Genomic DNA, 23,386 nt, shown 5'->3' on the forward strand with positions numbered 1-23,386 from the left:
GCCTCCTCGGGCACGAACGAGATTCTCGGAGCGGGAGCGGCGAGCGGCTTTCACGGGAGGCCCGCCGTCGGAGCGGGGCGAGGACAGCCCATGTGTCCTGCGTCTCACAGGTTGGCAGCGGGCCCGCGAGAAGCGTTGTCGCATTCCGCTACAGTCCGGCACCCGATCGGGTCGAGCGGGCCCCGAGGACGAGGAGCCGGCCGGAACCGTTCGGATTCCGGCCCCGTCGTCGTGCGGTCACGCCTTCTCGAAATGGGCGATGTCGAGGATCTGGCCGGTGCGCTCCGGCGCCCACACCGCCCGTACCCGCGTACCCGGCCCGATCTGCGCGCGGACCGTGTTCGGGTCGCCGAGGTCCAGGTCGCCGACGTAGTGCATGAGCAGTGTGGACGCGCCGTCGAGCCGGATCCCCGCGATGGCGTGGGGCGGGGTGGGGCCGCCACGGAAGCCGCGCCCGGCCGCCGTGAACGCCTCGATCGCGCCCTCGGGTGGCAGTTCCAGCCAGGTCCGGGGCGGTCACCGACAGGCCGAGCTCCTGCTTCCGGATCCCGGCCTCGCGCAGCGCCCGGGACACGGCGTCGAACACCACTGCTGACCTCATGTGGCCACGGCTCCCGTTCGCGAGGGTCGGGCGAGACCTCCGCGGGCTCTCCGGTCCTGCCCGACGGTAGGAAGCCCGTGGCGCCCGGGTTGTCGCACGGCGCGACACGTCCGGGGCCACGGCTGCGTCCCCGCGCACGGGCTCGGGCGAGCCGGTCGGGATGTGTCCCCGCGGCCCTCGGTTTCTCGATCGCAGCGCCGTGTCGTCTCCCGTCTCCCCGGTCCCCTTCAGCCCTTCAGCTCCGGGAACTGGTCGTCGCGGTACTCGGTGACCTGCGCCTGCCCCGCGACGGCCTGCTCCTCGCGGCCGCGCAGGTCCACCCGTCGGATCTTGCCGGAGATCGTCTTGGGCAGCTCGAAGAACTCGACGCGACGGACCCGCTGGTAGGGCGCGAGCTTCTCGCGGGCGTGCTTGAGGATCTCGAACGCGGTCTCCCGCGAGGGCTCGTACCCCGCGGCGAGCGCGATGTAGGCCTTCGGCACGGCGAGGCGCACCTCGTCCGGCGCCGGGACCACGGCGGCCTCGGCGACGGCGGGGTGCTCGATGAGCACGCTCTCCAGCTCGAACGGCGAGATCTTGTAGTCCGACGCCTTGAACACGTCGTCGGTCCGTCCGATGTAGAAGATGTACCCGTCCTCGTCGCGGGAGGCGACGTCCCCGGTGTGGTAGTAGCCCCCCGCCATCGCCTCGGCGTTGCGCTCCGGGTCGCCCTGGTAGCCCGTCATCAGCGACATCGGCCGCCGGGACAGGTCCACGCAGATCTCCCCCTCGTCCGCGGGCTCGCCGGTGAGCGGGTCCACCAGCACGATCGGCACCCCGGGCAGGGGCAGCCCCATCGACCCCGGCTTGACCGGCATACCGGGCACGTTGCCGACGGCGAGCGGCAGCTCGGTCTGCCCGTAGCCGTCCCGGATGGTCAGCCCCCAGGCCTTCTCGACCTGCTCCATGACCTCGGGGTTCAGCGGCTCCCCCGCCGACAGCAACTGCCGCAGCGCGCCCGGCCCACCGGACAGATCCGCCTTGATCAGCATCCGCCAGACCGTCGGCGGCGCGCAGAAGGTGTTCACCCCGACCCGCCGGATCTGCTCGAGCAGCTCGCCGGCGTCGAACCGGGTGTAGTTGTAGACGAAGATCGTCGCCTCGGCGATCCACGGGGCGAAGAAGCACGACCACGCGTGCTTGGCCCAACCCGGACTGGAGATGTTCAGGTGCACGTCCCCCGGCTTCGCGGCGACCCAGAACGACGTGGCCAGGTGCCCGACGGGATACGACACCTGGGTGTGCTCCACCAGCTTCGGCCGGGAGGTGGTGCCGGAGGTGAAGTACAGCAGCTGCGGGTCGCCCGGCGCGGTGCCCGGGTGCTCGGCGGGCGGCACCGTGAGGTCGTAGGCGTCGGCGTACGCGGTCCAGCCGGCGGGCGCGTCCCCGATCGCGACGCGGCCGTACTCGCCGGGAACCTCGTCGAACTTGCCGGCGTCCGCGGCGTTGACCAGGACGTGCTTCGCCCCGCCGCGCTCGATGCGGTCCACCAGGTCCGAGGGCCCCAGCGCGGTGGTGGTCGGCAGGATGACCCCGCCGAGCTTCATCACCGCGAGCATGGACTCCCACAGCTCGACCTGGTTGTTCAGCATCAACAGCACACGGTCGCCCCGGGCCACCCCTTGCGCGGCGAGGTGCGCGGCGACCTGGTCGGACCGGCGCGCCATCTCGTCGAAGGAGTACCGGGCCTCCGAGCCGTCCTCCTCCACGATCCACAGCGCGGTGCGGTCCACGCCGCGGGCCACGGCGTCGAACCAGTCGACCGCCCAGTTGAACTCCTCGCCGAAGTCCGGCCAGGCGAACTCGTCGACCGCCTTCGTATAGTCCTGCGACAGGTCCTGCAGAAGGTCGCGGGCCGCGCGGTAGGACTCCGTCCTGCTCGACATCATCGTCTCCGAACTGCTTGGGGGCGCCGTGGTCGTCGAGGATCATGACGTTGTCGAGCCCGCGGGCTCTACCCCCGCGCGGGGGTAGCGGACCGGGTGCGTCTCTCGACGGTGAGGAGGAGCGGTGCCCGAGGACACGACCTCGACAGCGGCAGTCGACCGGCTGGTCGGTCTGCGGCTGCCCCAGCTCCAGCGGCTGACGGGGCTGCACACGGTCTTCGGCGGTGCCACGTCGACCGCCCCCGGCGGGCCGCGACTGCGGATCGGGCACGTCCGGGGCACCGTCGGGACGTCGCTGCTCGGCCTGCGGGTGGACGCCGGCCGGGGCCTCGGCGGCTCGGTCCTGCAGTCCCGTCGGCCGCGCGCCGTCCCCGACTACGCCACCAACCCCACGATCACCCACGACTTCGACGCCATCGTCGTGCAGCAGGAGCGGCTGACCTCGATCGTCGCCGTCCCGCTCGCTGTGGGCGGCAGCGTGCGCGGCGTCCTCTACGGCGCCGTCCGCGGCCCCCACAGGGTCGGGGACGGTGTGGTGGAGAAGGCGGCCGCCTTCGCCGAGCGGCTCGAGCGCGAGATCGAGGCGCTCCTCCCGGCGCCGCCGCGACCTCGGGAGAGCGGGCGGATCGACACCCTCCTCGACGAGCTGACGGCCGTCACCCGGACCGTGGGGGACCGCGCGGCCCGCGACCGGCTCGCCCACCTCACGGAGGCACTACGGGCGGCGACCGGTCGGGGTGTGCCGGAACCGGCGGAGCGGCCGGGACTCGCACCCCGTGAGGTCGAGGTCCTGCAGCTCGTGGCCGTGGGGATGACGAACGGCGAGGCGGCGGAGGTCCTCGGGCTGAGCACCGAGACCGTCCGCGCCTACCTGCGTAGCGCGATGCGCCGACTCGACGTCCACAACCGCACCGCGGCGGTGCACGCGGCGCGCCGGAACGGACTCCTCTGAGGAACCTCGGAGCGGGACGGCGCCGCCGCTCCCGCGCGAACCCACACTCGCGCCACGACGGCCGCCGGTCCGGCCGTGGCGGTGCCGGCGCGTGAGGGTGGCCGGCGGTCCCGCTTCCGCCTGCCGAGGGGGTTCCGCACCCGACAGTCAGGGTTGACCGATTAGCCCGTTCGGCCTAGTGTGGCCGCCGATCCGGGGTTCGCCGGCCCGCCCGGATCTGCTCCCCGAGGGCCGTTCACGAGGAGTTTCTCAATGTCGAGATTCCGCCACGCCGGACTGCGTCTGCGGTGGGCTGTCGGTGCGACCGCCGCAGCAGCCCTCACCACCGCGTCCCTGCTGGTCGCCCCGATGGCCTCGGCCGACCCCGCCGAGCCGGGCCCCGCCTGCACCGGCGAGGAGGTCCTGCAGGTCTCCCCCGGGCTCTCCGCGCTGACCCCGGGCACCGGACGCGTGGACAACGCGGGGGTCCTGGGCACCGAGACCTGTCTCGGGGATGCGCTCGGCTACACGGCCACCGGCCCGATCCGGATCGAGCACCACATCGAGTACGGCGTCGACCGGCCGAGCACCTGCACCGACATCTCGATGAAGGGCTACGCCCTGCACCACATCCCCACGGCCGACGGCGTGGTCACCGTGCGGAACGACTTCGTCGCCACGCTGGGTGCCTTCCAGGGCGAGAAGTTCTCCGGGACCTACGGCTTCGTGCCGCTCGAAGGCGACTGCGTCACGGCACCGTTGACGAAGTTCAAGGTCGTCTACGCCGGATACTTCAACGACAACAGCCGCGACTGAGCACGCTCACCACACGGTGGGATCGGAGAACCTCCGGTCCGGTCCCACCGTGTCGTTCTGGGAGCAGTCAGCTCTGACTTCTCGGGCGGAGGGCCCGAGGTCGGTCGGTGTCGAGCGGTCCGCTGCAACGCGGAACCTGAGGTGACGAACGCGCGAGGCGAGGGCACCGTCCCCGCCTGCCCCCTCCGCCCGGGCCGCTGTACGGTCGGGCCCGACTGTCGGGGACGGGCCGGGAAGGCGGGTGGGCGCGGTGCCGGTAGCGCGCTCCCGCGGTGAACAGGCGGCAGCGGTCCGGCTCCAGATCCTCGACGCCGCGCTCGAGTGCCTGGTCGACGACGGCTTCGCCGAGGCCTCCACGGTGAAGATCCAGGAGCGCGCCGGGGTCTCGCGCGGAGGGCTGCTCCACCACTTCCCCTCGCGGGAGTCGCTGCTGGTCGCCGCGGCGCAGCACCTGGCGTCGATCCGGGTCACCGAGACGGCGACGTCCGCGGCCGGGGCGGTCACGGCCGCGGAGGACGACCCCCTGCGCATCGACCAGGCCATCGACCACATGTGGAGGCGCTTCCAGGAGCCCTACTTCTGGGCCGCGGTCGAGCTGTGGGTGGCGAGCCTGCACGACCGGGCCCTCCGCACCGTGCTGCGCCCTGCCGAGCGCGAACTCGGCGCGCGGATCCGCACCGTCGTCGACGGTCTGTTCGGCCCCACCTTCTCCGGGAGGCGCGGCTACTCGGCGCTGCGCGAGATGCTGCTCACCAGCATGCGGGGTGTCGCGTTGACCTACGCGTTCGAGCCCCGGGTGCCGGAGTTCGAGCGCAACCTGGGCGTCTGGAAACAGATCGCCCACGTCGCGCTCGAGTCCGGGTGAGTCAGCTCCCCAGCAGGTCCTCGGGCACCTCGACGACCTTGCTGCGCAGGTACTCCCCCAGTCCCTTCGCCTGCGGGTCCGGTCGGGTGGCGGACGCGACTCCGGCGCCGAGGATCCCGTGCACCACGACGTTGAGCGCCCGCAGGTTCGGCAGCTCGTACACCTCGACCGCCAGCTCGGCCACCTCCGGGCCGAGCAGGTCACGGACCCGCTCGGGGGTGAGGTGGTCGCGCAGCCAGGCGTACCCGGCGTCGGTGCGGGTCCAGAGCCCGATGTTGGCGTTGCCGCCCTTGTCCCCGCTGCGTGCCCCGCAGACCCGCCCGAGCGGCGCCCGCACCGTCGGCCCCGAGGGAGCCGACCCCGAGGGACTCGACTCCGGCGGGGCGACCGCACTCGGCGCCGACGGCGGCGCCACCGGTTCGGCCGCCACGGCGGTGGGCGGGTCCGCGATCGTGCGGCGGGTGCCGTCGGGCAGCACGACCGTCTGGGTGAGGGCGGTGCGCGGTACCGCGGCAGGCCGGTAGATCCCGAACGCGGACGCGTCGGTCGGCGGGGTCGTGGTGTGGAAGCCCGCGTAACCGCCCAGCGCGAGCTCCATCGTGGCGTTGGAGAAGGCCCTGCCGACCACCCGGGAGTCCTGGTGCTTCACCGTGACCCGCAGGTGGGCGGTGGCCTGCTCGTTGGTCGGGGCGTCCGGGGTGTCGAAGCGCAGCAGCCGGACGTCGGCCTCGGCGAAGCGGTCCCGCCCGCCGAGGACGTCGAACAGCAGTTCCTCGGCCCGGGCGGCCTTGCCCTCGATGTCCAGGCCGGTGAGCACGAGCGTCATGGTGTTGCGGTAGCCCCCGACGTCGTTGAGCGCCACCTTGAGGGTCTCCGGCGGCGCGCTGCCGCGGACCCCGGAGATCGACACCCGGTCGGGCCCCTCCTGGCCGAGCCGGACGGTGTCGAAGTGCGTGGTGCAGTCCGGGCCGAGGTAGGCGGGCGCGGCGATCTCGTAGAGCAGCTGCGCGGTGACCGTGCCGACGGAGACCAGCCCGCCGGTGTCCGCGGGCTTCGTGATCACCGACGAGCCGTCCGCCGAGACCTCGGCGACCGGGAAACCGGGATAGCGACGGTCGGTGATCTCCTCGGGGAAGGAGTAGTTGCCCCCGGTGGCCTGAGGCCCGCACTCGATCACGTGGCCAGCGACCACGGCGCCCGCGAGCGCGTCCCAGTCGTCACGCGCCCAGCCGTGCCACCACGCCGCCGGGCCCACGACCAGCGAGGCGTCGGTGACCCGGCCGGTGACCACGACGTCCGCCCCCGCCGCGAGCGCCTCGGCGATACCCCAGCCGCCGAGGTAGGCGTTGGCACTGACCGGCCTGCCGCTCACCGCGGGCGTGATCGCGGACAGGTTCTCCCGCAGGTCGTCGCCCTCCACGTGGGCCACCCGGACGGTCAGCCCCTGCCGGGCGGCGACCTCGCGGATCGCCTCCGCCAGCCCGCCCGGGTTGAGCCCGCCCGCGTTGGCCACGATCCGGATGCCGCGCTCCAGGCAGGTGGCCAGAACCTGCTCGACCTGGGCGAGGAAGGTCTTGGCGTAGCCCGCCGACGGGTCCTTGGCCTGCGCCTTCGCCAGGATGAGCATGGTCAGCTCGGCGAGGTAGTCGCCGGTGAGCACGTCGATGCCCCCGGCGTCCACCATGTCCTTCGCGGCGGCCAGCCGGTCGCCGTAGAAGCCCGAGCAGTTGCCGATGCGCACCGCCCGCGTCGTCACGAGCGCACCCCCCTCGGGGCGCGCCCGGTTCCGGCGGCTCCGGCGTAGGCCTGCGCGATGCTCATCCACTCGCGCGCGATCGGGCCGTCGGCCGTCAGGTGCACGTCGTCGAGGTGGCGGCGCTGGGTGACGGCCAGGCAGAAGTCCAGCGCGTCGCCGGCGATCCGGCCCGCGGCGTCGTCGGGACCCCACGTCCACGTCGAGCCGTCGGGGGCCCGCAGCTCCACCCGGACGGGGGTCCGGGGCGCCTCGAGCCCGTTGACCACATAGCTGTAGGCGCGGGCGCCGACGCCGATGTGTGCCACGTGGCGCAGTCGCGCGGTCGGCGCGCGCTCCACCCCCACGGTGTCCGCGACGTCCTGGCCGTGCGCCCAGGTCTCCATGATCCGCGCGGTCAGCGACGAGGCCACGCTCATCGGGGGGCCGAACCACGGCACCCGCGTGCCGGGGTCGAACGCGGCGAAGGTCTCGACGAGCCGGGCCCGGGAACGGTCGAACCGGTCGAGCAGCTCCGCCCCGGACAGGTGCCGGTAGGACTCCGCGATGCGGTCCGGGTCGATGCCGCCCTCCGCCTCGATCCCGGCCCTGGCGGCGACGAACGCCTCCGGGTCCGTGGCCGCCTGCAGCGCCACGTCGTCGAAGTGCGCCAGGTGCGAGACCTGGTCGGCGATCGTCCACCCCGCAGCCGGGGTGTCCCGGCCCCAGCCCGGCTCGTCGAGTCCCACGAGCAGGGCGCGGAGCACGGCGGTCTCCGCGGCGAGGTCCTCGGCCAGCGCGGCCATCGACACGGGCATCGCTACTCCCCCTCCCACACGGGCGTGCGCTCGTCCCGGATGGCGGCCGGGCCCTCCCACGGACCCTCGCGCACGTCCCTGGACCGGGCGTTGCGCGCCTCGGGCCGATCGATGGTCGTCCGGGCGACGCCGTCCACCACCTCGTCGGTGACGCTCACGTCCGTGCGCCCCTTCCTGCGCGGATCGCCTCGAAGCCCGCCGTGGCGGCGGCCGAGCGCAGCGTGGCGGCCTGGCTGACCGCCTCCAGCTCGAGTGCGCCGCGCAGGTCGGCATCGAGGCCGTGGTTCAGCAGTTTCTTGGTCAGCGCGACCGTGTACGCGGGCAGCTCCGCCATCTCGCCCGCGAGCGCGCGGGCCCGGGCGAGCGCCGCCTCCGGGTCCGGCTCGACGGCGTTGGCCAGACCCAGCTCGAGCGCGCGGTCCGCGTCGATCACCGGAGCCAGCAGCATCAGTTCCTTGGCCCGCTGCATGCCGACCAGGCGGGGCAACAGATAGGCACCTCCGACGTCCGGCACCACCCCGCGGCGGACGAACACCTGACACAGCCGGGCCTCGGCCGAGAGCACGACCAGGTCGCAGGCCAACGCGAGGTTCAGCCCACCGCCGTAGGCGGAGCCGGACACCGCGGCGACGACGGGCAGCGGCGACTCCCAGATCTCGACGACGAGCCGGTGGTAGGCACGCATCAGGGCGAGCAGGGCGGTGTCCTCCCCGGACCCGACCGCGGTGAGCACCGCGTCGGCGTCGCCGCCCGCGGAGAAGTGTCCGCCCGCGCCGCACAACACCACCGCACCCACACGCGGGTCGTCGGCCGCCGCGCGGAGCGCGGCCTCCAGGGCCGCGACGGTCGACGGGGCGATCGCGTTGCGGCGGGCGCGCCGCTCGATGCTCAGCACCCGGACCCGGCCCTCGTCGGACACCCCGATCTCGGCGGACCCGCCCACCTCGGCCGCGGTCATCGGACCTCCTCGGTCGGCCGGGCCCCGCGCTCGGCGAGCACGTGGCGCTGCAGCTTGCCGGTGGTGCTGCGGGGCAGCTCCGCCGCGCTCAGGAACTCGACGTAGTGCGGTCGCTTGTACGAGGCCAGCCGCTCCCGGCACCGCGCCACCACCGCCTCCGCGGTCGGCCGCTCCCCCGGAGCCGGCACCACCACGACCTTCACGGTCTCCCCCCAGCGCGGGTCGGGCACCCCGAACGCGCACACCTCCTGCACACCGGGCAGCCCGGCGATCGCCTGCTCCACCTCCGCCGGGTACACGTTCTCCCCGCCGGTCTTGATCAGGTACTTGGTGCGGTCGACGAAGGACAACGTGCCGTCCTCGGCCCGCACGAGCACGTCGCCGGTGTGCAGCCACCCGCCGCGGAACGTCTCCGCGGTCGCGGCGGGGTCGTCGAGGTAGCCCGACATGAGGCCGGGCCCGCGCACCACGCACTCCCCGGGCACCCCGACCGCGGTCTCGGCCATGTCCGGGTCGTCCGCCGCGGGGTCGACCAGCCGGACGTCCACCAGCGGGGTCGGCGTCTTGCGCAGGTGCGGCTCCTCGCCCGGCCCGCTCCAGCCGTGGACGAGGACGTAGCTGGTCTCGGTCTGGCCGAACGCGTCGCAGAACCGGATCCCGTACTTGGCGGTCAGCTCGCGCACGACCGTCGGCATCATGTTCGCGTAGCCGATCGCGAAGCGGAACGACGACAGGTCCCGCGACCCGACCGGCTCCGCGAGCACGTCGGTGATCACCCCGGGCAGCAGCAGTGTCCAGCTCAGCCGGTCCCGTTCGACGAGGTCGAGGATCCGACCGGCGTCGGCCCTGCGCAGGCAGGCGTACCGGCCGCCGGTGAGCAGGGTGCCGTAGAGCGACTCGTCGCCCGCGCAGTGGAACAGCGGCAGCCACCCGATGAACCCGTCCTCGGGAGCCAGGTCGAACCACTGCGCCAGCCGCAACCCGCGGATCGCCGCGGCCTGCTGGGTGACCATCGCCCCCTTCGGCGCGCCGGTGGTACCGGAGGTGTAGAGGACGTTGTGCAGGTCCCCGGGCTCGGCGGCGGGCTCCGGCACGGGCAGGCCCGTCTCGGACAGCGCGGCGAAGGAGCCGAAACCCTCCTCGGGGTCCAGGCTCCACCAGTGCTGCACGATGCCGCAGCGCTCACGGACGTAACGCGCGGCGGGCGCGAGCGCCCCCGAGGTGACCACCGCGACCGGGGCCGTCCGCTCGACGATCGTGGTCAGCTCGTCCGGGTGGAGCCGGACGTTGAGCGTGACCAGCGCGACCCCGAGCCGCGCCGCCCCCACGTACAGCGCGACGTACTCCGGCCGGGTCTCCGACAGCACGGCCAGCCGGTCCCCACGGCGCAGGCCCGCCGCGTGCAGGCCCGCCGCCACCCGGTCCGCCCGATCGCCGAGTTCGGCGTAGGTCCAGCTCGGCTCGCCCGGCTGGTCCGAGGTCACGGCCACCCGGTCGGCGAAGATCCGGACCGAGCGCCGGAACAGGGCATCCAGAGTGGTGCCGGTGGCGGCCTCGACCTCGGGAAGGGTCATGACCCGTCCCCGTCCTCCTCGACCACCGCGAGCACCTGGCCGGTGTCGACCTGCTCACCCTGGGTCACGGTGATCTCGGCGACCACGCCGTCCACCGGTGCGGCGACGGTGTGCTCCATCTTCATCGCCTCGAGCACCACCAGCGGCCGCCCGGCCTCGACGGTGGCGCCCGGCTCCGCGAGCACCCGGACGACCGTGCCCGGCATCGGGGCCAGCAGCGACCCGGCGGCCGCAGCCGCATTCGGGTCGGCGAAGCGCGGCACCTCGCGCAGGGCCGCCGAGCCGTCCGGCCCGTCGACGTAGACCCAGGCGTCCACGTCGGAGGCGACCCGGTGCACTCGGTAGCCGCGGCGCACGCCGTCCACCTCCAGGACCACGGCCTCCGGCGTCGCGGACACCAGCTCCACCCGTTCGCCGAGCGGTTCGCCGTCGACCCGCAGGACGGTGCCGCCGGTGCGGCGATGCAGCGCGTACTCCACCTGGAGCGTCCGCTCGCCCAGGGTGTAGCCCAGCTGCTGGGGAGCGCCGCCGACGTTCCGCCAGCCCGACGGCAGTCCGCGCAGCACCGGTGCCTCGGCCCGGTTGCGGGCCTGGGCCGCCAGCGCCGCCGCCGCGACCTGCCGCGCGCCGCCGCCCTCCGTGCTCCCCAGCGCCACCGGGTCGTGCCGGGTCAGGTAGCCGGTGTCCGTCCCGCCGGCGAGGAACTCCGGTTCGCGCAGGATCCCGACGAGCAGGTCCCGGTTCGTGGTGACGCCGTGGACCTGCGCCGCCCGCAGGGCACGCGCCAGAGTGCGGGCGGCGTCCGTGCGGGTGCGCCCGTGCGCGATGACCTTGGCCAGCATCGGGTCGTAGTGCGTCCCGACGACCGAGCCGTCGACCACGCCGGAGTCCACCCGCACGCCGGGCAGTTCCGGGACGCGGAAGCGGTGCAGGGTTCCGGTGGCGGGCAGATAGGTCGCCGCACCGTCCTCCCCCGCGGTGACCGACTCCGCGTAGAGCCGCACCTCGATGGCGTGCCCGCTGATCCGCGCGTCGAGGACCTCCTCGGGCAGCCGCTCGCCCTCCGCCACCCGCAGCTGCAGCTCCACCAGGTCCAGCCCGGTGACCAGCTCGGTGACCGGGTGCTCGACCTGCAGCCGCGTGTTGACCTCCAGGAAGAAGAAGTTCCCCTCCTGGTCCAGCACGAACTCGACGGTCCCGGCGCCCGAGTACCCGATCGCCTTGCCCGCGGCCACGGCGGCCGCACCCAGCTCGGCCCGCAGCGCGTCGTCCACGGCCGGGGACGGAGACTCCTCGACGATCTTCTGGTAGCGCCGCTGGATCGAGCACTCGCGCTCGAACAGGTGCACCACGGTCCCGTGGGTGTCCCCCAGGATCTGCACCTCGACATGGCGCGGGTCCACCACGAACCGCTCGAGGAACACGGTGCCGTCGCCGAACGCCGACGCGGCCTCGCGGCGGGCGCCCTCGACGGCGTCGGTCAGCTCGGCGGGCGTCCGGACGACGCGCATGCCCCGCCCGCCGCCGCCGAACGCGGCCTTGACCAGCACCGGGAAGCCGATCCTGGCCGCGACCGCGGCCAGGTCGGTGCTGTCGGTGACCGTCGCGCCGGGTAGCACGGGCACGCCCGCGGCCTCCATCAGCGACTTCGCCTCGAGCTTGGAGCCCATCGAGGCGATCGCCTCGGGCGAGGGTCCGACGAAGGTCAGGCCCGCGGCGAGGCAGTCCCGCGCGAACCCGGCGTTCTCCGACAGGAACCCGTACCCGGGGTGGACGGCGTCCGCACCGGTGGCACGGGCCGCGGCGATCATCAGGTCGGCGCGCAGGTAGGTGTCCGCCGGGGCGGCACCGGGGAGCCGCACCGCCTCGTCGGCCAGCCGGACGAACTCCGCGTCGGCGTCGGGGTCGGAATGCACGGCGACGGTCGCGATGCCGAGGGCGTGCGCCGTGCGCATCACCCGGGCGGCGATCTCGCCGCGGTTGGCGATGAGCAGTTTCTGGATGCTCGTGGTCGGCATGTTCGTGCTCACATCCGGAAGACGCCGAAGCCGCGGCGGCCCTGCACGCGGTTCGAGTGGACGGCGGACAGGGACAGCCCGAGGACGGTGCGGGTGTCGCGGGGGTCGACGATGCCGTCGTCGTAGAGCTTGCCGGTGACGAAGAAGCTGTGCGACTCGGCGTCGATCTGCTGCTCGATGGCACGGGTGCGCTTCGCGTCCGCCTCCTCGTCGAAGGGCCTGCCCTGCGAGGCCGCGGACGCCCGGCCCACGATGGACATCACGCCGGCCAGCTGCGCCGCGCCCATCACCGCGAGCTTGGCACCCGGCCAGGCGAACATCAGCCGGGGATCGTAGGCGCGCCCGGACATGCCGTAGTTCCCCGCGCCGAAGGACGACGCCATGTTGATCGTCAGGTGCGGCACCGTGCTGTTGGTGACGGCGTTGATCATCTTCGCGCCGTCCTTGATGATCCCGCCCTGCTCGTACTCCGCGCCCACCATGTAGCCGGTGGTGTTCTGCAGGAAGACCAGCGGGGTGTCGCTCTGGTTGGCCAGCAGGATGAACTCGGACGCCTTCTTGGCCTCCTCGCTGAACAGCACACCGCGGTGGTTGGCCAGCACGCCGACCGGATAGCCGTGGATGCTCGCCCACCCGGTGACCAGCGAGGTGCCGTAGAGCGGCTTGTACTCGTCGAAGTCCGAGCCGTCGACGGTGCGGGCCAGAACCTCGCGCGGGTCGAACGGCACCTTCGTGTCCGGCGGCAGGATCCCGAGGATCTCCTCGGGGTCGTAGCGGGGCGGCGCCGGGTCGAGCACCGGAGCCGGACCCAGCTTGTGCCAGTTGATCCGAGCCATGATCCGCCGTCCGATGCGGATGGCGTCGTGCTCGTCGACGGCGAAGTAGTCCGACAGCCCCGACACCCGGCTGTGCATGTCCGCGCCGCCGAGGGACTCGTCGTCGGACTCCTCGCCGGTGGCCATTTTCACCAGCGGCGGGCCCCCCAGGAACACCTTCGCGCCCTTGTCCACCAGCACGGCGTAGTCGCACATGCCGGGCACGTAGGCCCCGCCCGCCGTGGAGTTGCCGAAGACCAGCGCGATCGTCGGGATGGCCAGCGACGACAGCTCGGTGAGCTCGTGGAAGATCCGGCCCGCCGGCACGAACAGGTCGGCCTGGGTGGGCAGGTCCGCACCGCCGGACTCCACCAGGTTGATGACCGGGAGCCGGTTGACCCTGGCGATCTCCAGCGCGCGCAGCGTCTTCTTCAGCGAGTAGGGGTTCATCGCCCCGCCGCGCACGGTCGGGTCATGGGCGATGATCACGCACTCCACCCCGGAGACCACGCCGATGCCGGTGATCTCGCTGGCCCCGACCGTGAACTCGGTACCCCAGGCAGCCAGCGCGGACAGCTCCAGGAACGGGCTGTCCGGATCGAGCAGCAGCTCCAGCCGCTCGCGGACGGGCAGCTTGCCGCGGTCGCGGTGGCGCCGGGTGTAGCGCTCGCCGCCGCCCGCGATCGCGATCTCCAACTGTTCGTTCAGCGCGTCCACCAGCTCCAGCTGGTACTTGCGGTTGCTCGAGTAGGTCTCCGAGGAGACGTCGAGCACGGACCTCAGGACCGTCACTGCTCACTCCCGTAGTGCGCCGCGTGCTGTTCGCGGACGACGTTCTTCTGGATCTTCCCGGTGGACGTGCGTGGCAGCTCGTCGACGACGATCACGGACTTCGGCACCTTGTAGCCGTCGAGCCGGTCCTTCAGCGCGACCCGCACGGCCTCCGGGTCGACGGTCTCGCCCGGCTTCGGCACCACGACCGCGGTGATCGCCTCGCTCCACCGCTCGTGCGGCAGGCCGACGACCACGACCTCGGCCACCTTCGGCTCGACGTCGTAGACCGCCCGTTCGACCTCCAGCGAGGCCACGTTCTCCCCTCCGGTCTTGATGACGTCCTTCGACCGGTCGGTGAACCACAGCACCCCGTCGGGGCCGAAGCGCCCGACGTCCCCGGAGTGGAACCAGCCGTGCCGGAACGCGGTCGCGGTCGCCTCCGGATCGCGCAGGTAGCCCTGCATGGTCGACGGCCCGCGGTACACGATCTCGCCGGTCTCGCCCCGCGGCAACAGCTCGCCGTCCGGGCCCATGATGCCGACCTGAACCCCGGTCAGCGGGGTGCCGACGGCCCCGACGTGCGACAGCTGGTGTTCGGGGCGGAAGAGCGTGGTGATCGGCGACATCTCGGTCTGCCCGAACAGGAGCGAGAACTCGCACCGGAAACCGTCCAGGCACGCCTTGATCTGGGCCTCGGGCATCGGCGCCATCGCGTAGGTGGCGCGGCGCAGCGAGGACAGGTCCCGCCCGCCGAACGAGGGGTGGTCCAGGGCCGCCCGGTACATCATCGGCAGCCCGAACACCTGCGTGATCCGCTCGCGCTCGATCGTGTCGAGGAACCGCGCCGGCTCGAACCCGCGCTGGACGTACAGGGTGGCGCCGACGAGGACCGCGGGCGTGCAGAAGGCGTTGAGCTGTGCCGTGTGGAACATCGGCATCATCGCGATGAACCGGTCTGCCGCGCTCCAGCCGTTGTCCAGGGCCGCCGACATCGACTCCAGGTACACCCCGAGATGGGTGCCGACCACTCCCTTCGGGAAGGACGTGGTGCCGGAGGTGTACAGGTAGCTCACCGGGTCCCGGTCGCCCACGAGGACCTCCACCGGCTCCGCGGCCGTTCCGCCGCCGACCTCGATCTCCGCCAGGGTCGACCAGGACCGGCCCGCACCCCGCCGGCTCCAGTCCGAGCCGGTACCGGGCGCGACGACGACGTCCGCCACGTCAGGGCAGGCGTCGAGGGCCTCGCCCACCGTCTCCACCAGCTGGGACTCGACCACGAGCCCACGCGCCCCGCAGTGGCCGAGCACGTAGGCGACCTCGTCCGGACGCCAGCCGAGGTTGACCGGGACGCACACGATCCCGAGCCGCGCGCACGCGTAGTAGACCGCCAGGAACTCTGCGCTGTTGCCCGAGGCGAGGGCCAGCACGTCCCCGCGGCCGTGGCCGCGGGCGGCGAGCCCGCGCGCCAGACGGTCCACCCAGCCGTCGAGCTCGGCGTAGGTCCAGCTCCGTTCGCCGTCGACGACCGCCGGCCGGCCGGGACGGGCGGCGGCGCTGCGGCGCAGCGTGTCCGCCAGGTTGATCCGCTGGATCAGGTTCTGCCCGAGCTCCATCGCTCCTCCAGATAACCCTTCGTCGGACGGGCACGTCCCCCGGCCCGGCAGGGCCGGCTCAGTAGGACCGGCTCAGTAGGACCGCGGCAGGCCGAGGCCGTGCTGGGCCACGTAGTTGAGCACCATCTCGCGGTTGACCGGGGCGATCTTGAGCAGCCGGGCCAGCCCCCAGTACGGAAGCAGCCCGAACTCGGAGGACACGCCGTTGCCGCCGTGGGTCTGCATGGCCGCGTCGATCGCGTGCAGCGCGGCCTCGGCCGCGGCGTACTTCGCCATGTTGGCCGCCTCGCCCGCAGCCGTCCGGTGCTGCCGGTCGGCCCCGTCCCCGTGATCGTGCAGCCACGCCGCCTTCTGGGTCATCAGCGCGGCGAGCTCCGTCTCGATCCGGGCCTGCGCCAGGGGGTGGGCCACCCCCTGGTGCGCGCCGATCGGCCGGCCCCACACCTCACGCTCGGAGGCGTACCGGGCGGCGCGGGCGAGCGCGTAGCGGGCGATGCCGACACAGAGCGCGGCGCCGGTGATCCGCTCGGGGTTCAGGCCGTGGAAGACCTGGCGGAACCCCTGTCCTTCGTCACCCACCAGGGCCGACGCCGGCAACCGGACGTCGTCGAAGTACAGCGTGTACTGCTTCTCCGGGAGCGCGACGTCGACGGGGAGCCGCGTCCGCTGCAGACCGGGTGCGTCGGTGGGCACCAGGAACAGCGAGAGCCTGCTGTGGCCCTGCTCGTCCCGGCCCGTGCGCGCGACCAGCAGGATGGCCTCGGCCTCGTCCACCCCGGAGATGTAGTACTTCTCGCCGTTGACCACCCACTCGTCGCCCTCGCGGCGGGCGTTCGTGGCGAGCTGGTGGGTGTTCGACCCGGCCCCCGGCTCGGTGATCGCGAAGACCACGCGGGTGCGGCCGCTCGCCAGCCTCGGCAGCCACTCCTTGCGCTGTTCGTCGTCGCCGTACGCGGCGATCACCTCGGCGGAGATGGCCGCGGAGACCAGGAGCAACAGGATCGGCGCGCCCTGCGCCGCGATCTCCTCGCAGACCAGCGCCAGCTCCACGAGGCCGCCGCCCCCGCCGCCGTACTCCTCCGGCACGTTGACCCCGACGAACCCGGCGGCGCCGAGCGCGTGCCACAGCTCGGTACAGGGTTCGTTCGCGCGAGCGTGCTCGGCGTAGTAGGCGCCGCCGAAGGGCGCCGCGATCCCGGCCACGGCCCTCCGCAGGTCGCGGTGCTCGTCGCTCTCCACGAAGTCCACGCCGACTCCACCTCGCGATCAGGGTGATTCTGAATTCACTAGAAGTGACTATAGCGGACGGCGTGCCGCCCTGGCCAGATGGCGTCGCCCGAACCGCCCGACCCCGTACCCGCGCCCGCGCCCGCCCTGCGCGGCTTCCCCACCCTCGCGATGACCGGGATCGGCGGCCTGACCTCGCAGACGGCGAGCTGCGACGGGCGGTGCACACAGCGATCGGCGCGATCCGGCCGACCCTGGGCTTCCGCAGCGGCCTGCCGCCCGAGCGGCTCGCCGACCCGCTCGCGGAGATGGTCCACGCCTGCCGGCCTGCCACCCCGCACCGACCGGTAGTGAATCTGGACTGACTCACCTCCTTGACCGCGATCCGCCTGCCGGCCATACTCCGGCCACCGTTGCGGCGAAGGAACACCGTGATGACGAGCGGGATCACCGACACCGTTCCGCCATCCCGTCCTCCCGTGTCGGCGTCCCCCGCCGGAGACGGGTCGCGACAAGGCCCTGGAGTACGAGCTGCGCGCCCCGCACGCCGCGCAGCCCGGGAAGGGAACGGGCATGGAGGTTGACGCGATCGGCGACCCGAGGGCCGATCCGGCGGCGTTCGAGGCGGCGGCGGTCGCCGCCGAGACCGCCGGTTACGACGGCATCGGGCTGCCCGAGATTCGGCACGACGTGTTCGTCTCGGCCGCGCTCGCCGCACGGGCGACCACCCGGCTGACGGTGCAGACGGGCATCGCGGTCGCCTTCGCCCGCAACCCCGTATCCGTGGCGACGCTGGCCAACGACCTGCAGCTGATCTCGGCGGGTCGTTTCCAGCTGGGCCTCGGCTCGCAAGTCCGGCAGCACATCGAGCGCCGGTTCGCCATGCCCTGGAGTGCCCCCGCCGCGCGCATGGAGGAGTTCGTCGCGGCGGTGCGCGCAGTCTGGGCGGCATGGGCGGGCGGTGAGCGGCTGGCCTTCACGGGCGAGTTCTATCGGCACACGCTGATGACCGAGTTCTTCGATCCCGGCCCCAACCCGCACGGCAACCCGCCGATCCTGCTCGCCGCGGTCGGCCCGCGGATGACCGAGGTGGCGGGACGGGTCGCCGACGGGCTGCTGTGTCACTCGCTGACCACCTCGGACTACCTCCGCGAGGTGACCCTCCCCGCCGTCCGCCGGGCCCGCGGTGGGGTCCCCGGGTTCACCGTCAGCCTCCCCGTGCTCACCGCGCTGGGCGTCGACGCCCCGAGTCTGGCGCGTGCCGAGGCCGCGGTGCGCCGCCAGATCGCCTTCTACGCGTCCACGCCCGCCTACCGCGGAGTGCTCGACCACCACGGATGGGGCGAGCTGCACGAGCGGCTCAACCGACTGTCCCGGGCTCAGGCCTGGGAGGAGATGGCCGCGGCGGTCGACGACGACGTGTTCGCGGCCGTCGCCGTGTCCGGCACCCCGAAGGAGGTGGGCGCCGCAGTGGTCGAGCGGTTCGGCGACCTCGTCGACCGGGTGGCGCTCTACCCGGCGGAACCGGTCGATCCCGCGCTGCTCGCGGAGGCCTCCCGCGTGGTGGCGGAGAGGACCCGCACGCAGCCGGCCTGAGTCGGCTCCTCGGTCCCACACCGGTCCGGGCGGCGTCGATGATGACCGTTCGTCGCGCTGTGGACGACAGGCGGGGGCTTCGCCGTGTCACTCGGGGACGAGGTGACCTGCCGGCCTGATCCGACGAGGCGCGAGAGTCGCCACCGTGACCGATCAGTCGGGTTCGTGTCGAAGGACGAAGCGGGCCCGGTCGGCGCGGGCTCGGCGGTGGACGTACACGACCGGACGGCCGTCCTGGTCGCGGTTGAGCCCCTCGCGGATCAGCAACGGGCTTCCCACCGGGACGTGCAGGCGCTGTGCATCGTCGGCCGTGGCCGCCGCCGCGGAGAACGAGCGCCACGCGTAGCGGAGCTGCAGACCGTTGCTGTGCGTCACCGCCGCGAAGACGTCCCCGTCCGACGGCTCCGCGACCGCACCGGCCAGTTCGGCCGGGAGCCAGTACGAGGACAGGATCCATGGCTCGCCGTTGGCGACGGTCAGGGTCCGGACCCGGTGAAGTGGTCCGGTCGGATCATCCAGCTGGGCCCGGGCCTCGGGGTCGTCCTGCTCGTCCCGGCCGAGCAACTGCTCGCGCACCGTCCATCCGTGGGCACTGAAGGCGCTGGTCGTCCGCGCCGTCGCCGCCTCGACGGTCAGCGTCGCCACGTCGATGTCGATCGGCGGCACGGCCGAGGCGACGAACGTCCCGACGCCCTGCCGGACGCGGAGCTTCCCCGACCGCACCAGTTCGGAGATGGCCTGCCGGACGGTGAGTCGGTTGACGCCGAACTCGGCACCGAGCTCGGCCTCCGAGGGAAGCCGGTCACCCGGCACCAGGCCTCCGCACGAGATCCGCTCGGCGAGGGCGTCGGACACCTGCCGGTACAGGGGCACCCCGGAGGCGCGGGAAAGCTGCCCAGCGCGGCGGCCCCGGCCACACTGAAGATGGGGCTGCCGCCGGGCGAGGCCGCACCGGACCTCGTCGACCGGTTCCAGCCGGTGTCGGATCTGGTCGCCCAGGGCGCCGGACGCCCGGTCGAGGTCACCAAGACCAGCGACTACCTCGCGATCGTCGAGGCGATGCGCTCCGGGCTGCTCGACGTCGCCGTGTTCAGCCCCTTCCCCACCCCGCTCGCCGAGCAGGTGGCCGACGTCAAGCCCCTGGTCGTGGCCAAGGGCACGCCCTACAACTCGGTCTTCGTGTGCCGCACCGACCGCGGTATCACCACGATCGACGACATCCGCGGCAAGAAGGTCGCCTTCGTCGACCCCGGCTCGACCAGCGGCAACTACATCCCCAAGCTGCTGCTCAAGCGCGCCGGCATCGACCCCGACACCGACATCCAGGGCACCTACGCCGGCGGGCACGACAGCGCCGAGCTCGCCGTCAAGCAGGGCTCGGTGGACTGCGCCGCCGACGCCGGACTCGTCTACCAGCAGATGACGGGCAAGGGAGTCATCAACGCCGACGAGCAGAAGATCGTGGCCGAGTCCGAGCCCCTGCCCGTCTCGATCGTGATCATCGCCCGGGACGGCCTCGACCCGGCCATCACCGACGGCATCGTCAACGCCTTCACCGTCCAGCAGAACCCCGCCGCCCTCGAGGTGGTCTCGGCGACCTCCTTCGCCGCGGCCCAGGAGTCCGACTTCGACCTGTTCCGCGAGGCCGCCCGCGAGCTCGGGGTCGACCTGCAGCACGTCGGCTCGTGAACACCACCGCGCTGTCGCCCACCACCGAGGCCACCGCGCGCCTCACCGCCGACTCGCTCTCCTACCGCTACCCCGACGGCACCCACGCCCTGCACGACGTGGCGCTGACCGTGTCGCCCGGCGAGATCGTCGCGGTGCTCGGGCCCAGCGGCGCGGGCAAGTCCACCCTGATGCGCTGCCTCGCCGGGCTCCACACCCCCACTGCCGGCACCGTGCGCCACGACGACGCCGACCTCACCCGGCTGCGCGGGCGCGCGCGGCGGCATGCCCTCGCTCGGTGTGGGCTCGTCTTCCAGGAGTTCGAACTCGTCGGCCCCGCCACCGTGCTGTCCAACGTGCTCATCGGCCGCCTCGTGCACCAGCCACCGCTGGTCTCGCTGCTCCACCTCGTCCGACGCTCGGACCGGGAGATCGCCGTGCGTGCGCTGCTGCGCGTCGGGCTCGAACCGCAGCTGCGCAAACGCGCCGACAGCCTCTCCGGCGGGCAACGCCAGCGGGTCGCCATCGCCCGCGCCCTGGCCCAGCGGCCCGACGTCCTGCTCGCCGACGAACCGGTCGCCAACCTCGACCCGCGCACCGCCGCCGCGGTCGTCGACCAGATCGTCGCCCTCGCCCGGGAGGAGAACCTGGCCACCGTGCTCAACCTGCACGACACCGCCCTCGCCACCCGCATCGCCGACCGGATCGTCGGGCTGCGCGACGGCCGCCTGGTGTTCGACCGCCCCGTCCAGGCCGTCGACGCCGCCCTGCTCGACGAGCTCTACGCCGGACAGCAGTCGTGACCGCCCCCGCCCCGCCCCGCGCGGCGCCCGAGACACGCGCCGGGGAGCTCGCCGCGATCTCCCGGCCCCGCTGGACGACCGTGCTCGGCGCCGTCGCAGCCGTCGCCCTGCTCGCCGTGTGCGCCAACGCCAGCCAACTCTCCCTGGCCACGGTGGTCGCCGGGCTACCCAACATCGCCGACTTCGTCGGCCGCATGGTCCCGCCGGACCTGTCCGTCCTGGGCACCGCGATCGCTCTGATGGGCGAGACCCTCGCCATGGCCGTCACCGGTACGATCATCGGCGTCGTGCTCGCCGTCCCGACCGCGCTGCTGGCCAGCCGCACCGTCTTCCCGGAGCGGTGGCTGCACTACCCCGTCCGCACACTCGTCAACGTCGTGCGCGCCGTCCCCGAACTGATGCTCGCGCTGCTGTTCGTCTCCGCCGTCGGCCTCGGTGCACTCGCCGGCACCCTCGCCATCACCATCGCCACCGCGGCCGGCATGGCGCGGCTGTTCGCCGACATCTTCGAGTCCGCCGACCGCCGCGCCTGGGACGCCACCGCCGCCACCGGCGCCAGCCGCGCCCAACGCATCAGCTGGGTACTCCTCCCCGAGAACCTGCCCACACTGGCCAGCTACACCCTGCTCGTCCTCGACTCCAACGTCCGCGCCGCCTCCCTGCTCGGCCTCGTCGGCGCCGGCGGCAATCGGCATCGAGCTCACCACCCGCCTGCGCCTGTTCCAGTACCAACAGGTGCTCACCATCGTCCTCGTCGTTCTGGTGGTCGTCCTCGCCCTCGACCGCCTCGGCGCCCTGATCCGAAAGCGACTCACATGACCACCGGCGTCCCCGGCCGGCTCGCGAACGTCCGTGACCTCGGAGGGCTGCCCACCGACGCCGGCCGCCTGACCCGCGACGGCGTCCTCTACCGCAGCGGCGCCCCCTACCCCGGGGACGGCGCCCCGGCGGCAGTCGCCTGGCCACCCGCCGCAGTCGTCGACCTCCGCTCCGGGGACGAACCGATCGACCCCCACCCCCTGCGCGCTCAGGGCGTCCCGGTCCACAATCTCCCGCTGCTCGTGGCCGCACGTCCCCGCACACTCCACGAGCTCCGCGCGGCGGGCGGGCTGTCGTTCGCCAACCTCTACCGCGAACTCACCGACCGAGCCGGTGCCGCCGCCACCACGGTCCTCGAGCTCGCCCTCCGCGCAGACGGCCCCGTGCTGGTGCACTGTGCCGCGGGCAAGGACCGCACCGGCGTCCTCGTCGCCTTGCTCCTGCGGGCAGCAGGAGTACGCCGGGATGCCGTCGTGGCCGACTACGTCCGCACCACCCCCGCCATGGCCGAGGTCCGGCGACGGATCTCCGACTCGGATGCCGAGGTCACCGCCCTGATGGCGGAGTTCCCGGACGCCGTCGCCCCTGCGGACGCCATCGACTCGGTCCTCGACCGGGTGGAGCGTCACGGCGGGGCGAGGGCGTGGCTCGAGGAGAGCGGCACGACCGCCGACGTCGTCGATGCGTGGCGACGACGCCTCGTGAACTCCTGACCCACGCCCGGACCCGAAGGCCTACGGCCCGACCGCTCCGGCAGCAGCGGTCGCGGAGGCGAGGACGTCCGTCTCGGCCGCGAACCCGACGTCGAGTGCGCTGATCGAGACCTGGTGGCGGGCGAGGGCCGCCAGGTCCGTGTTGCCGGAGCCGTCCGTCGGCGTGATCGGGTCGGGCTTCGGGACCACCTGTCCGGCACCGCTCTCCACGTAGGCGACCTCGACCTGCGGGATCTTCGCCACCATGGTCGGCGCCACCGCCGCCGCCCTGCCCGTTCCCTTCGGGTAGTTCACGTTGAGAACCGCACCCTGCGGCAGGAGCGGCACCGGCCTGGTGCCCATCACTCCGACGAGGCGGGCCGCATAGTCGGCGGTGGCCGCGAAGTCCGACGCGGTCGGTCGCAGCCGTCGTCGGGCAGCCGCGGCGATCGCGGCGGCGACCTCCGCAGGACGGGTGATCATGGGGCTGTGCCCGGCGTCGACATCGACTGCCGACGTGGTGTGCGCGGCGAACCGGCGCTGCAGCGCGGGTGAGAACGTCCTGTCCTGCAGGCAGACCAGGTAGGTCGACGGGTGGTCCTCCATACCACGCTCGGTGACCGGTGCCCCGAAGGGGGCGAGGGTGTGGGCGCCGAGCCGGGCGAGGTAGGGCTCGGCGTCCGCACGGGACAGGTCGTTGAACAGCGCCTCATAGGCTCCGTCGGCCGACAACGTGGGGGTGCCGCCCTCCCCTCCCCGGGCCGCATGGCGCCACCCAGTACCCCGGGCTGGGGGTCGGCACCGAGGGCGTCCATCACGGACTGGCCCTTCTCCGGGAGTGCCGCGCACACGTAGACCAGGTGGGAGATGCCCGCCCTGCCCGCCGCCGCCTGGGTGATCACGGCCCCGGAGTGCTGTGGCCGACGAGGACGACCGGTTCGCCGGCGGCGGTGACGGCCGCCCGTACGGCCTCGACATCCGCGTCGAAGCTCCCCTCCGCCGTGCTGCTGGTCAAGCCGACTGTCGTTGCGTCCACGCCACGCTCGGCCAAGTCTGCCACCACCGCGTCCCAGGTCCACGGGCCGCTGAAGGCGCCGTGTACGAGTACCACCGGAGCTGCCATCGTCTGTTTCTCCCTCCG

At 73.1% G+C, this 23,386-nt stretch carries 22 protein-coding genes; 8 read left to right on the forward strand and 14 right to left on the reverse strand.

Translation table 11 applies throughout. The features are described from left to right. Positions 1-237: 237 nt before the first annotated feature. Both ACL02T_RS27525 and ACL02T_RS27530 read right to left on the reverse strand, forming a co-directional pair. Positions 238-501 (reverse strand): OB-fold domain-containing protein, encoded by a 264-nt coding sequence (locus tag ACL02T_RS27525; protein ID WP_412833776.1) that lies wholly within the window; start codon positions 499-501, stop codon positions 238-240. A 327-nt stretch (positions 502-828) separates the two neighbouring features. Beyond that, a complete protein-coding gene (locus tag ACL02T_RS27530) occupies positions 829-2,526 on the reverse strand; it encodes an AMP-binding protein (protein WP_412833691.1) in 1,698 nt (565 codons plus the stop codon). 124 nt (positions 2,527-2,650) lie between these two features. Here ACL02T_RS27530 and ACL02T_RS27535 point away from each other — a divergent pair, with 124 nt between their 5' ends. The 3 genes from ACL02T_RS27535 to ACL02T_RS27545 all read left to right on the forward strand — a co-directional run bounded on the left by ACL02T_RS27535 (position 2,651) and on the right by ACL02T_RS27545 (position 5,138). Beyond that, the gene (locus ACL02T_RS27535) at positions 2,651-3,478 is read left to right on the forward strand and encodes a LuxR C-terminal-related transcriptional regulator (RefSeq protein ID WP_412833692.1); all 828 of its coding nucleotides are present in this window, start codon (positions 2,651-2,653) and stop codon (positions 3,476-3,478) included. Positions 3,479-3,730: 252 nt separating this feature from the next. Continuing rightward, positions 3,731-4,273 carry a hypothetical protein gene (locus ACL02T_RS27540; RefSeq protein WP_412833693.1) on the forward strand — a complete coding sequence of 181 codons (543 nt, stop codon included), beginning with the start codon at positions 3,731-3,733 and terminating at the stop codon, positions 4,271-4,273. A 250-nt stretch (positions 4,274-4,523) separates the two neighbouring features. Continuing rightward, positions 4,524-5,138, forward strand: coding sequence for a TetR/AcrR family transcriptional regulator (locus tag ACL02T_RS27545; RefSeq protein WP_412833694.1), 615 nt, complete (start codon positions 4,524-4,526; stop codon positions 5,136-5,138). A 1-nt stretch (position 5,139) separates the two neighbouring features. Here the strand turns inward: ACL02T_RS27545 and ACL02T_RS27550 are convergent, their stop codons facing one another. The 9 genes from ACL02T_RS27550 to ACL02T_RS27590 all read right to left on the reverse strand — a co-directional run bounded on the left by ACL02T_RS27550 (position 5,140) and on the right by ACL02T_RS27590 (position 16,688). Beyond that, complete coding sequence (locus tag ACL02T_RS27550) at positions 5,140-6,894, reverse strand: acyclic terpene utilization AtuA family protein (RefSeq protein WP_412833695.1); 1,755 nt, start codon at positions 6,892-6,894, stop codon at positions 5,140-5,142. After that, positions 6,891-7,688 carry a TIGR03084 family metal-binding protein gene (locus tag ACL02T_RS27555; RefSeq protein WP_412833696.1) on the reverse strand — a complete coding sequence of 266 codons (798 nt, stop codon included), beginning with the start codon at positions 7,686-7,688 and terminating at the stop codon, positions 6,891-6,893. Before ACL02T_RS27555 ends, ACL02T_RS27550 begins: the two co-directional genes overlap by 4 nt. Before the next feature lie 2 nt (positions 7,689-7,690). Further along, positions 7,691-7,846 (reverse strand): hypothetical protein, encoded by a 156-nt coding sequence (locus ACL02T_RS27560; protein WP_412833697.1) that lies wholly within the window; start codon positions 7,844-7,846, stop codon positions 7,691-7,693. Further along, positions 7,843-8,646: an enoyl-CoA hydratase/isomerase family protein gene (locus tag ACL02T_RS27565; RefSeq protein ID WP_412833698.1), complete on the reverse strand. Its 804-nt coding sequence runs from the start codon at positions 8,644-8,646 to the stop codon at positions 7,843-7,845. Before ACL02T_RS27565 ends, ACL02T_RS27560 begins: the two co-directional genes overlap by 4 nt. Next, the gene (locus tag ACL02T_RS27570) at positions 8,643-10,220 is read right to left on the reverse strand and encodes a class I adenylate-forming enzyme family protein (protein WP_412833699.1); all 1,578 of its coding nucleotides are present in this window, start codon (positions 10,218-10,220) and stop codon (positions 8,643-8,645) included. The genes ACL02T_RS27565 and ACL02T_RS27570 overlap by 4 nt, the downstream gene beginning before the upstream one ends. Next, a complete protein-coding gene (locus tag ACL02T_RS27575) occupies positions 10,217-12,238 on the reverse strand; it encodes an ATP-binding protein (RefSeq protein WP_412833700.1) in 2,022 nt (673 codons plus the stop codon). The genes ACL02T_RS27570 and ACL02T_RS27575 overlap by 4 nt, the downstream gene beginning before the upstream one ends. An 8-nt stretch (positions 12,239-12,246) precedes the next feature. Then, positions 12,247-13,845, reverse strand: a complete 1,599-nt coding sequence (locus ACL02T_RS27580) for an acyl-CoA carboxylase subunit beta (protein WP_412833701.1) — start codon at positions 13,843-13,845, stop codon at positions 12,247-12,249. Next, positions 13,842-15,440 carry an AMP-binding protein gene (locus ACL02T_RS27585; RefSeq protein WP_412833702.1) on the reverse strand — a complete coding sequence of 533 codons (1,599 nt, stop codon included), beginning with the start codon at positions 15,438-15,440 and terminating at the stop codon, positions 13,842-13,844. The genes ACL02T_RS27580 and ACL02T_RS27585 overlap by 4 nt, the downstream gene beginning before the upstream one ends. 72 nt (positions 15,441-15,512) lie before the next feature. Continuing rightward, positions 15,513-16,688 carry an acyl-CoA dehydrogenase family protein gene (locus ACL02T_RS27590; RefSeq protein WP_412833703.1) on the reverse strand — a complete coding sequence of 392 codons (1,176 nt, stop codon included), beginning with the start codon at positions 16,686-16,688 and terminating at the stop codon, positions 15,513-15,515. Positions 16,689-16,888: 200 nt separating this feature from the next. Here ACL02T_RS27590 and ACL02T_RS27595 point away from each other — a divergent pair, with 200 nt between their 5' ends. Together ACL02T_RS27595 and ACL02T_RS27600 are read left to right on the forward strand one after the other, a co-directional pair. Further along, positions 16,889-17,032 carry a hypothetical protein gene (locus tag ACL02T_RS27595; protein ID WP_412833704.1) on the forward strand — a complete coding sequence of 48 codons (144 nt, stop codon included), beginning with the start codon at positions 16,889-16,891 and terminating at the stop codon, positions 17,030-17,032. 208 nt (positions 17,033-17,240) lie between these two features. Beyond that, positions 17,241-18,263: a TIGR03617 family F420-dependent LLM class oxidoreductase gene (locus ACL02T_RS27600; protein WP_412833705.1), complete on the forward strand. Its 1,023-nt coding sequence runs from the start codon at positions 17,241-17,243 to the stop codon at positions 18,261-18,263. Between the two features lie 153 nt (positions 18,264-18,416). Here the strand turns inward: ACL02T_RS27600 and ACL02T_RS27605 are convergent, their stop codons facing one another. Next, a complete protein-coding gene (locus ACL02T_RS27605) occupies positions 18,417-19,136 on the reverse strand; it encodes a GntR family transcriptional regulator (protein WP_412833706.1) in 720 nt (239 codons plus the stop codon). Between the two features lie 18 nt (positions 19,137-19,154). Here ACL02T_RS27605 and ACL02T_RS27610 point away from each other — a divergent pair, with 18 nt between their 5' ends. The 3 genes from ACL02T_RS27610 to ACL02T_RS27620 are packed head-to-tail and all read left to right on the forward strand — an operon-like array spanning position 19,155 to position 22,266. Next, complete coding sequence (locus ACL02T_RS27610) at positions 19,155-19,952, forward strand: phosphate/phosphite/phosphonate ABC transporter substrate-binding protein (protein ID WP_412833777.1); 798 nt, start codon at positions 19,155-19,157, stop codon at positions 19,950-19,952. Then, positions 19,949-20,734 carry a phosphonate ABC transporter ATP-binding protein gene (gene phnC, locus ACL02T_RS27615; RefSeq protein WP_412833707.1) on the forward strand — a complete coding sequence of 262 codons (786 nt, stop codon included), beginning with the start codon at positions 19,949-19,951 and terminating at the stop codon, positions 20,732-20,734. Before ACL02T_RS27610 ends, phnC begins: the two co-directional genes overlap by 4 nt. After that, a complete protein-coding gene (locus ACL02T_RS27620) occupies positions 20,731-22,266 on the forward strand; it encodes a tyrosine-protein phosphatase (protein WP_412833708.1) in 1,536 nt (511 codons plus the stop codon). Before phnC ends, ACL02T_RS27620 begins: the two co-directional genes overlap by 4 nt. Before the next feature lie 21 nt (positions 22,267-22,287). On the opposite strand, the gene ACL02T_RS27625 is transcribed toward ACL02T_RS27620, so the two are convergent. After that, positions 22,288-23,223, reverse strand: coding sequence for an alpha/beta fold hydrolase (locus ACL02T_RS27625; protein ID WP_412833709.1), 936 nt, complete (start codon positions 23,221-23,223; stop codon positions 22,288-22,290). Continuing rightward, positions 23,144-23,368 carry an esterase/lipase family protein gene (locus ACL02T_RS27630; protein WP_412833710.1) on the reverse strand — a complete coding sequence of 75 codons (225 nt, stop codon included), beginning with the start codon at positions 23,366-23,368 and terminating at the stop codon, positions 23,144-23,146. The genes ACL02T_RS27625 and ACL02T_RS27630 overlap by 80 nt, the downstream gene beginning before the upstream one ends. Positions 23,369-23,386: the final 18 nt, after the last annotated feature.

Source organism: Pseudonocardia oceanicola, from assembly GCF_047200735.1.
Classification (GTDB): domain Bacteria; phylum Actinomycetota; class Actinomycetes; order Mycobacteriales; family Pseudonocardiaceae; genus Pseudonocardia.

Excerpts from the sequence above, each read along its gene's own strand:
- ACL02T_RS27530 (WP_412833691.1), bottom strand. The coding sequence starts at position 2,526 with ATGTCGAGCAGGACGGAGTCCTACCGCGCGGCCCGCGACCTTCTGCAG.
- ACL02T_RS27540 (WP_412833693.1), top strand. The coding sequence starts at position 3,731 with ATGTCGAGATTCCGCCACGCCGGACTGCGTCTGCGGTGGGCTGTCGGT.
- ACL02T_RS27555 (WP_412833696.1), bottom strand. The coding sequence starts at position 7,688 with ATGCCCGTGTCGATGGCCGCGCTGGCCGAGGACCTCGCCGCGGAGACC.
- ACL02T_RS27565 (WP_412833698.1), bottom strand. The coding sequence starts at position 8,646 with ATGACCGCGGCCGAGGTGGGCGGGTCCGCCGAGATCGGGGTGTCCGAC.
- ACL02T_RS27570 (WP_412833699.1), bottom strand. The coding sequence starts at position 10,220 with ATGACCCTTCCCGAGGTCGAGGCCGCCACCGGCACCACTCTGGATGCC.
- ACL02T_RS27575 (WP_412833700.1), bottom strand. The coding sequence starts at position 12,238 with ATGCCGACCACGAGCATCCAGAAACTGCTCATCGCCAACCGCGGCGAG.
- ACL02T_RS27585 (WP_412833702.1), bottom strand. The coding sequence starts at position 15,440 with ATGGAGCTCGGGCAGAACCTGATCCAGCGGATCAACCTGGCGGACACG.
- ACL02T_RS27600 (WP_412833705.1), top strand. The coding sequence starts at position 17,241 with ATGGAGGTTGACGCGATCGGCGACCCGAGGGCCGATCCGGCGGCGTTC.
- ACL02T_RS27625 (WP_412833709.1), bottom strand. The coding sequence starts at position 23,223 with ATGTCGAGGCCGTACGGGCGGCCGTCACCGCCGCCGGCGAACCGGTCG.
- ACL02T_RS27630 (WP_412833710.1), bottom strand. The coding sequence starts at position 23,368 with ATGGCAGCTCCGGTGGTACTCGTACACGGCGCCTTCAGCGGCCCGTGG.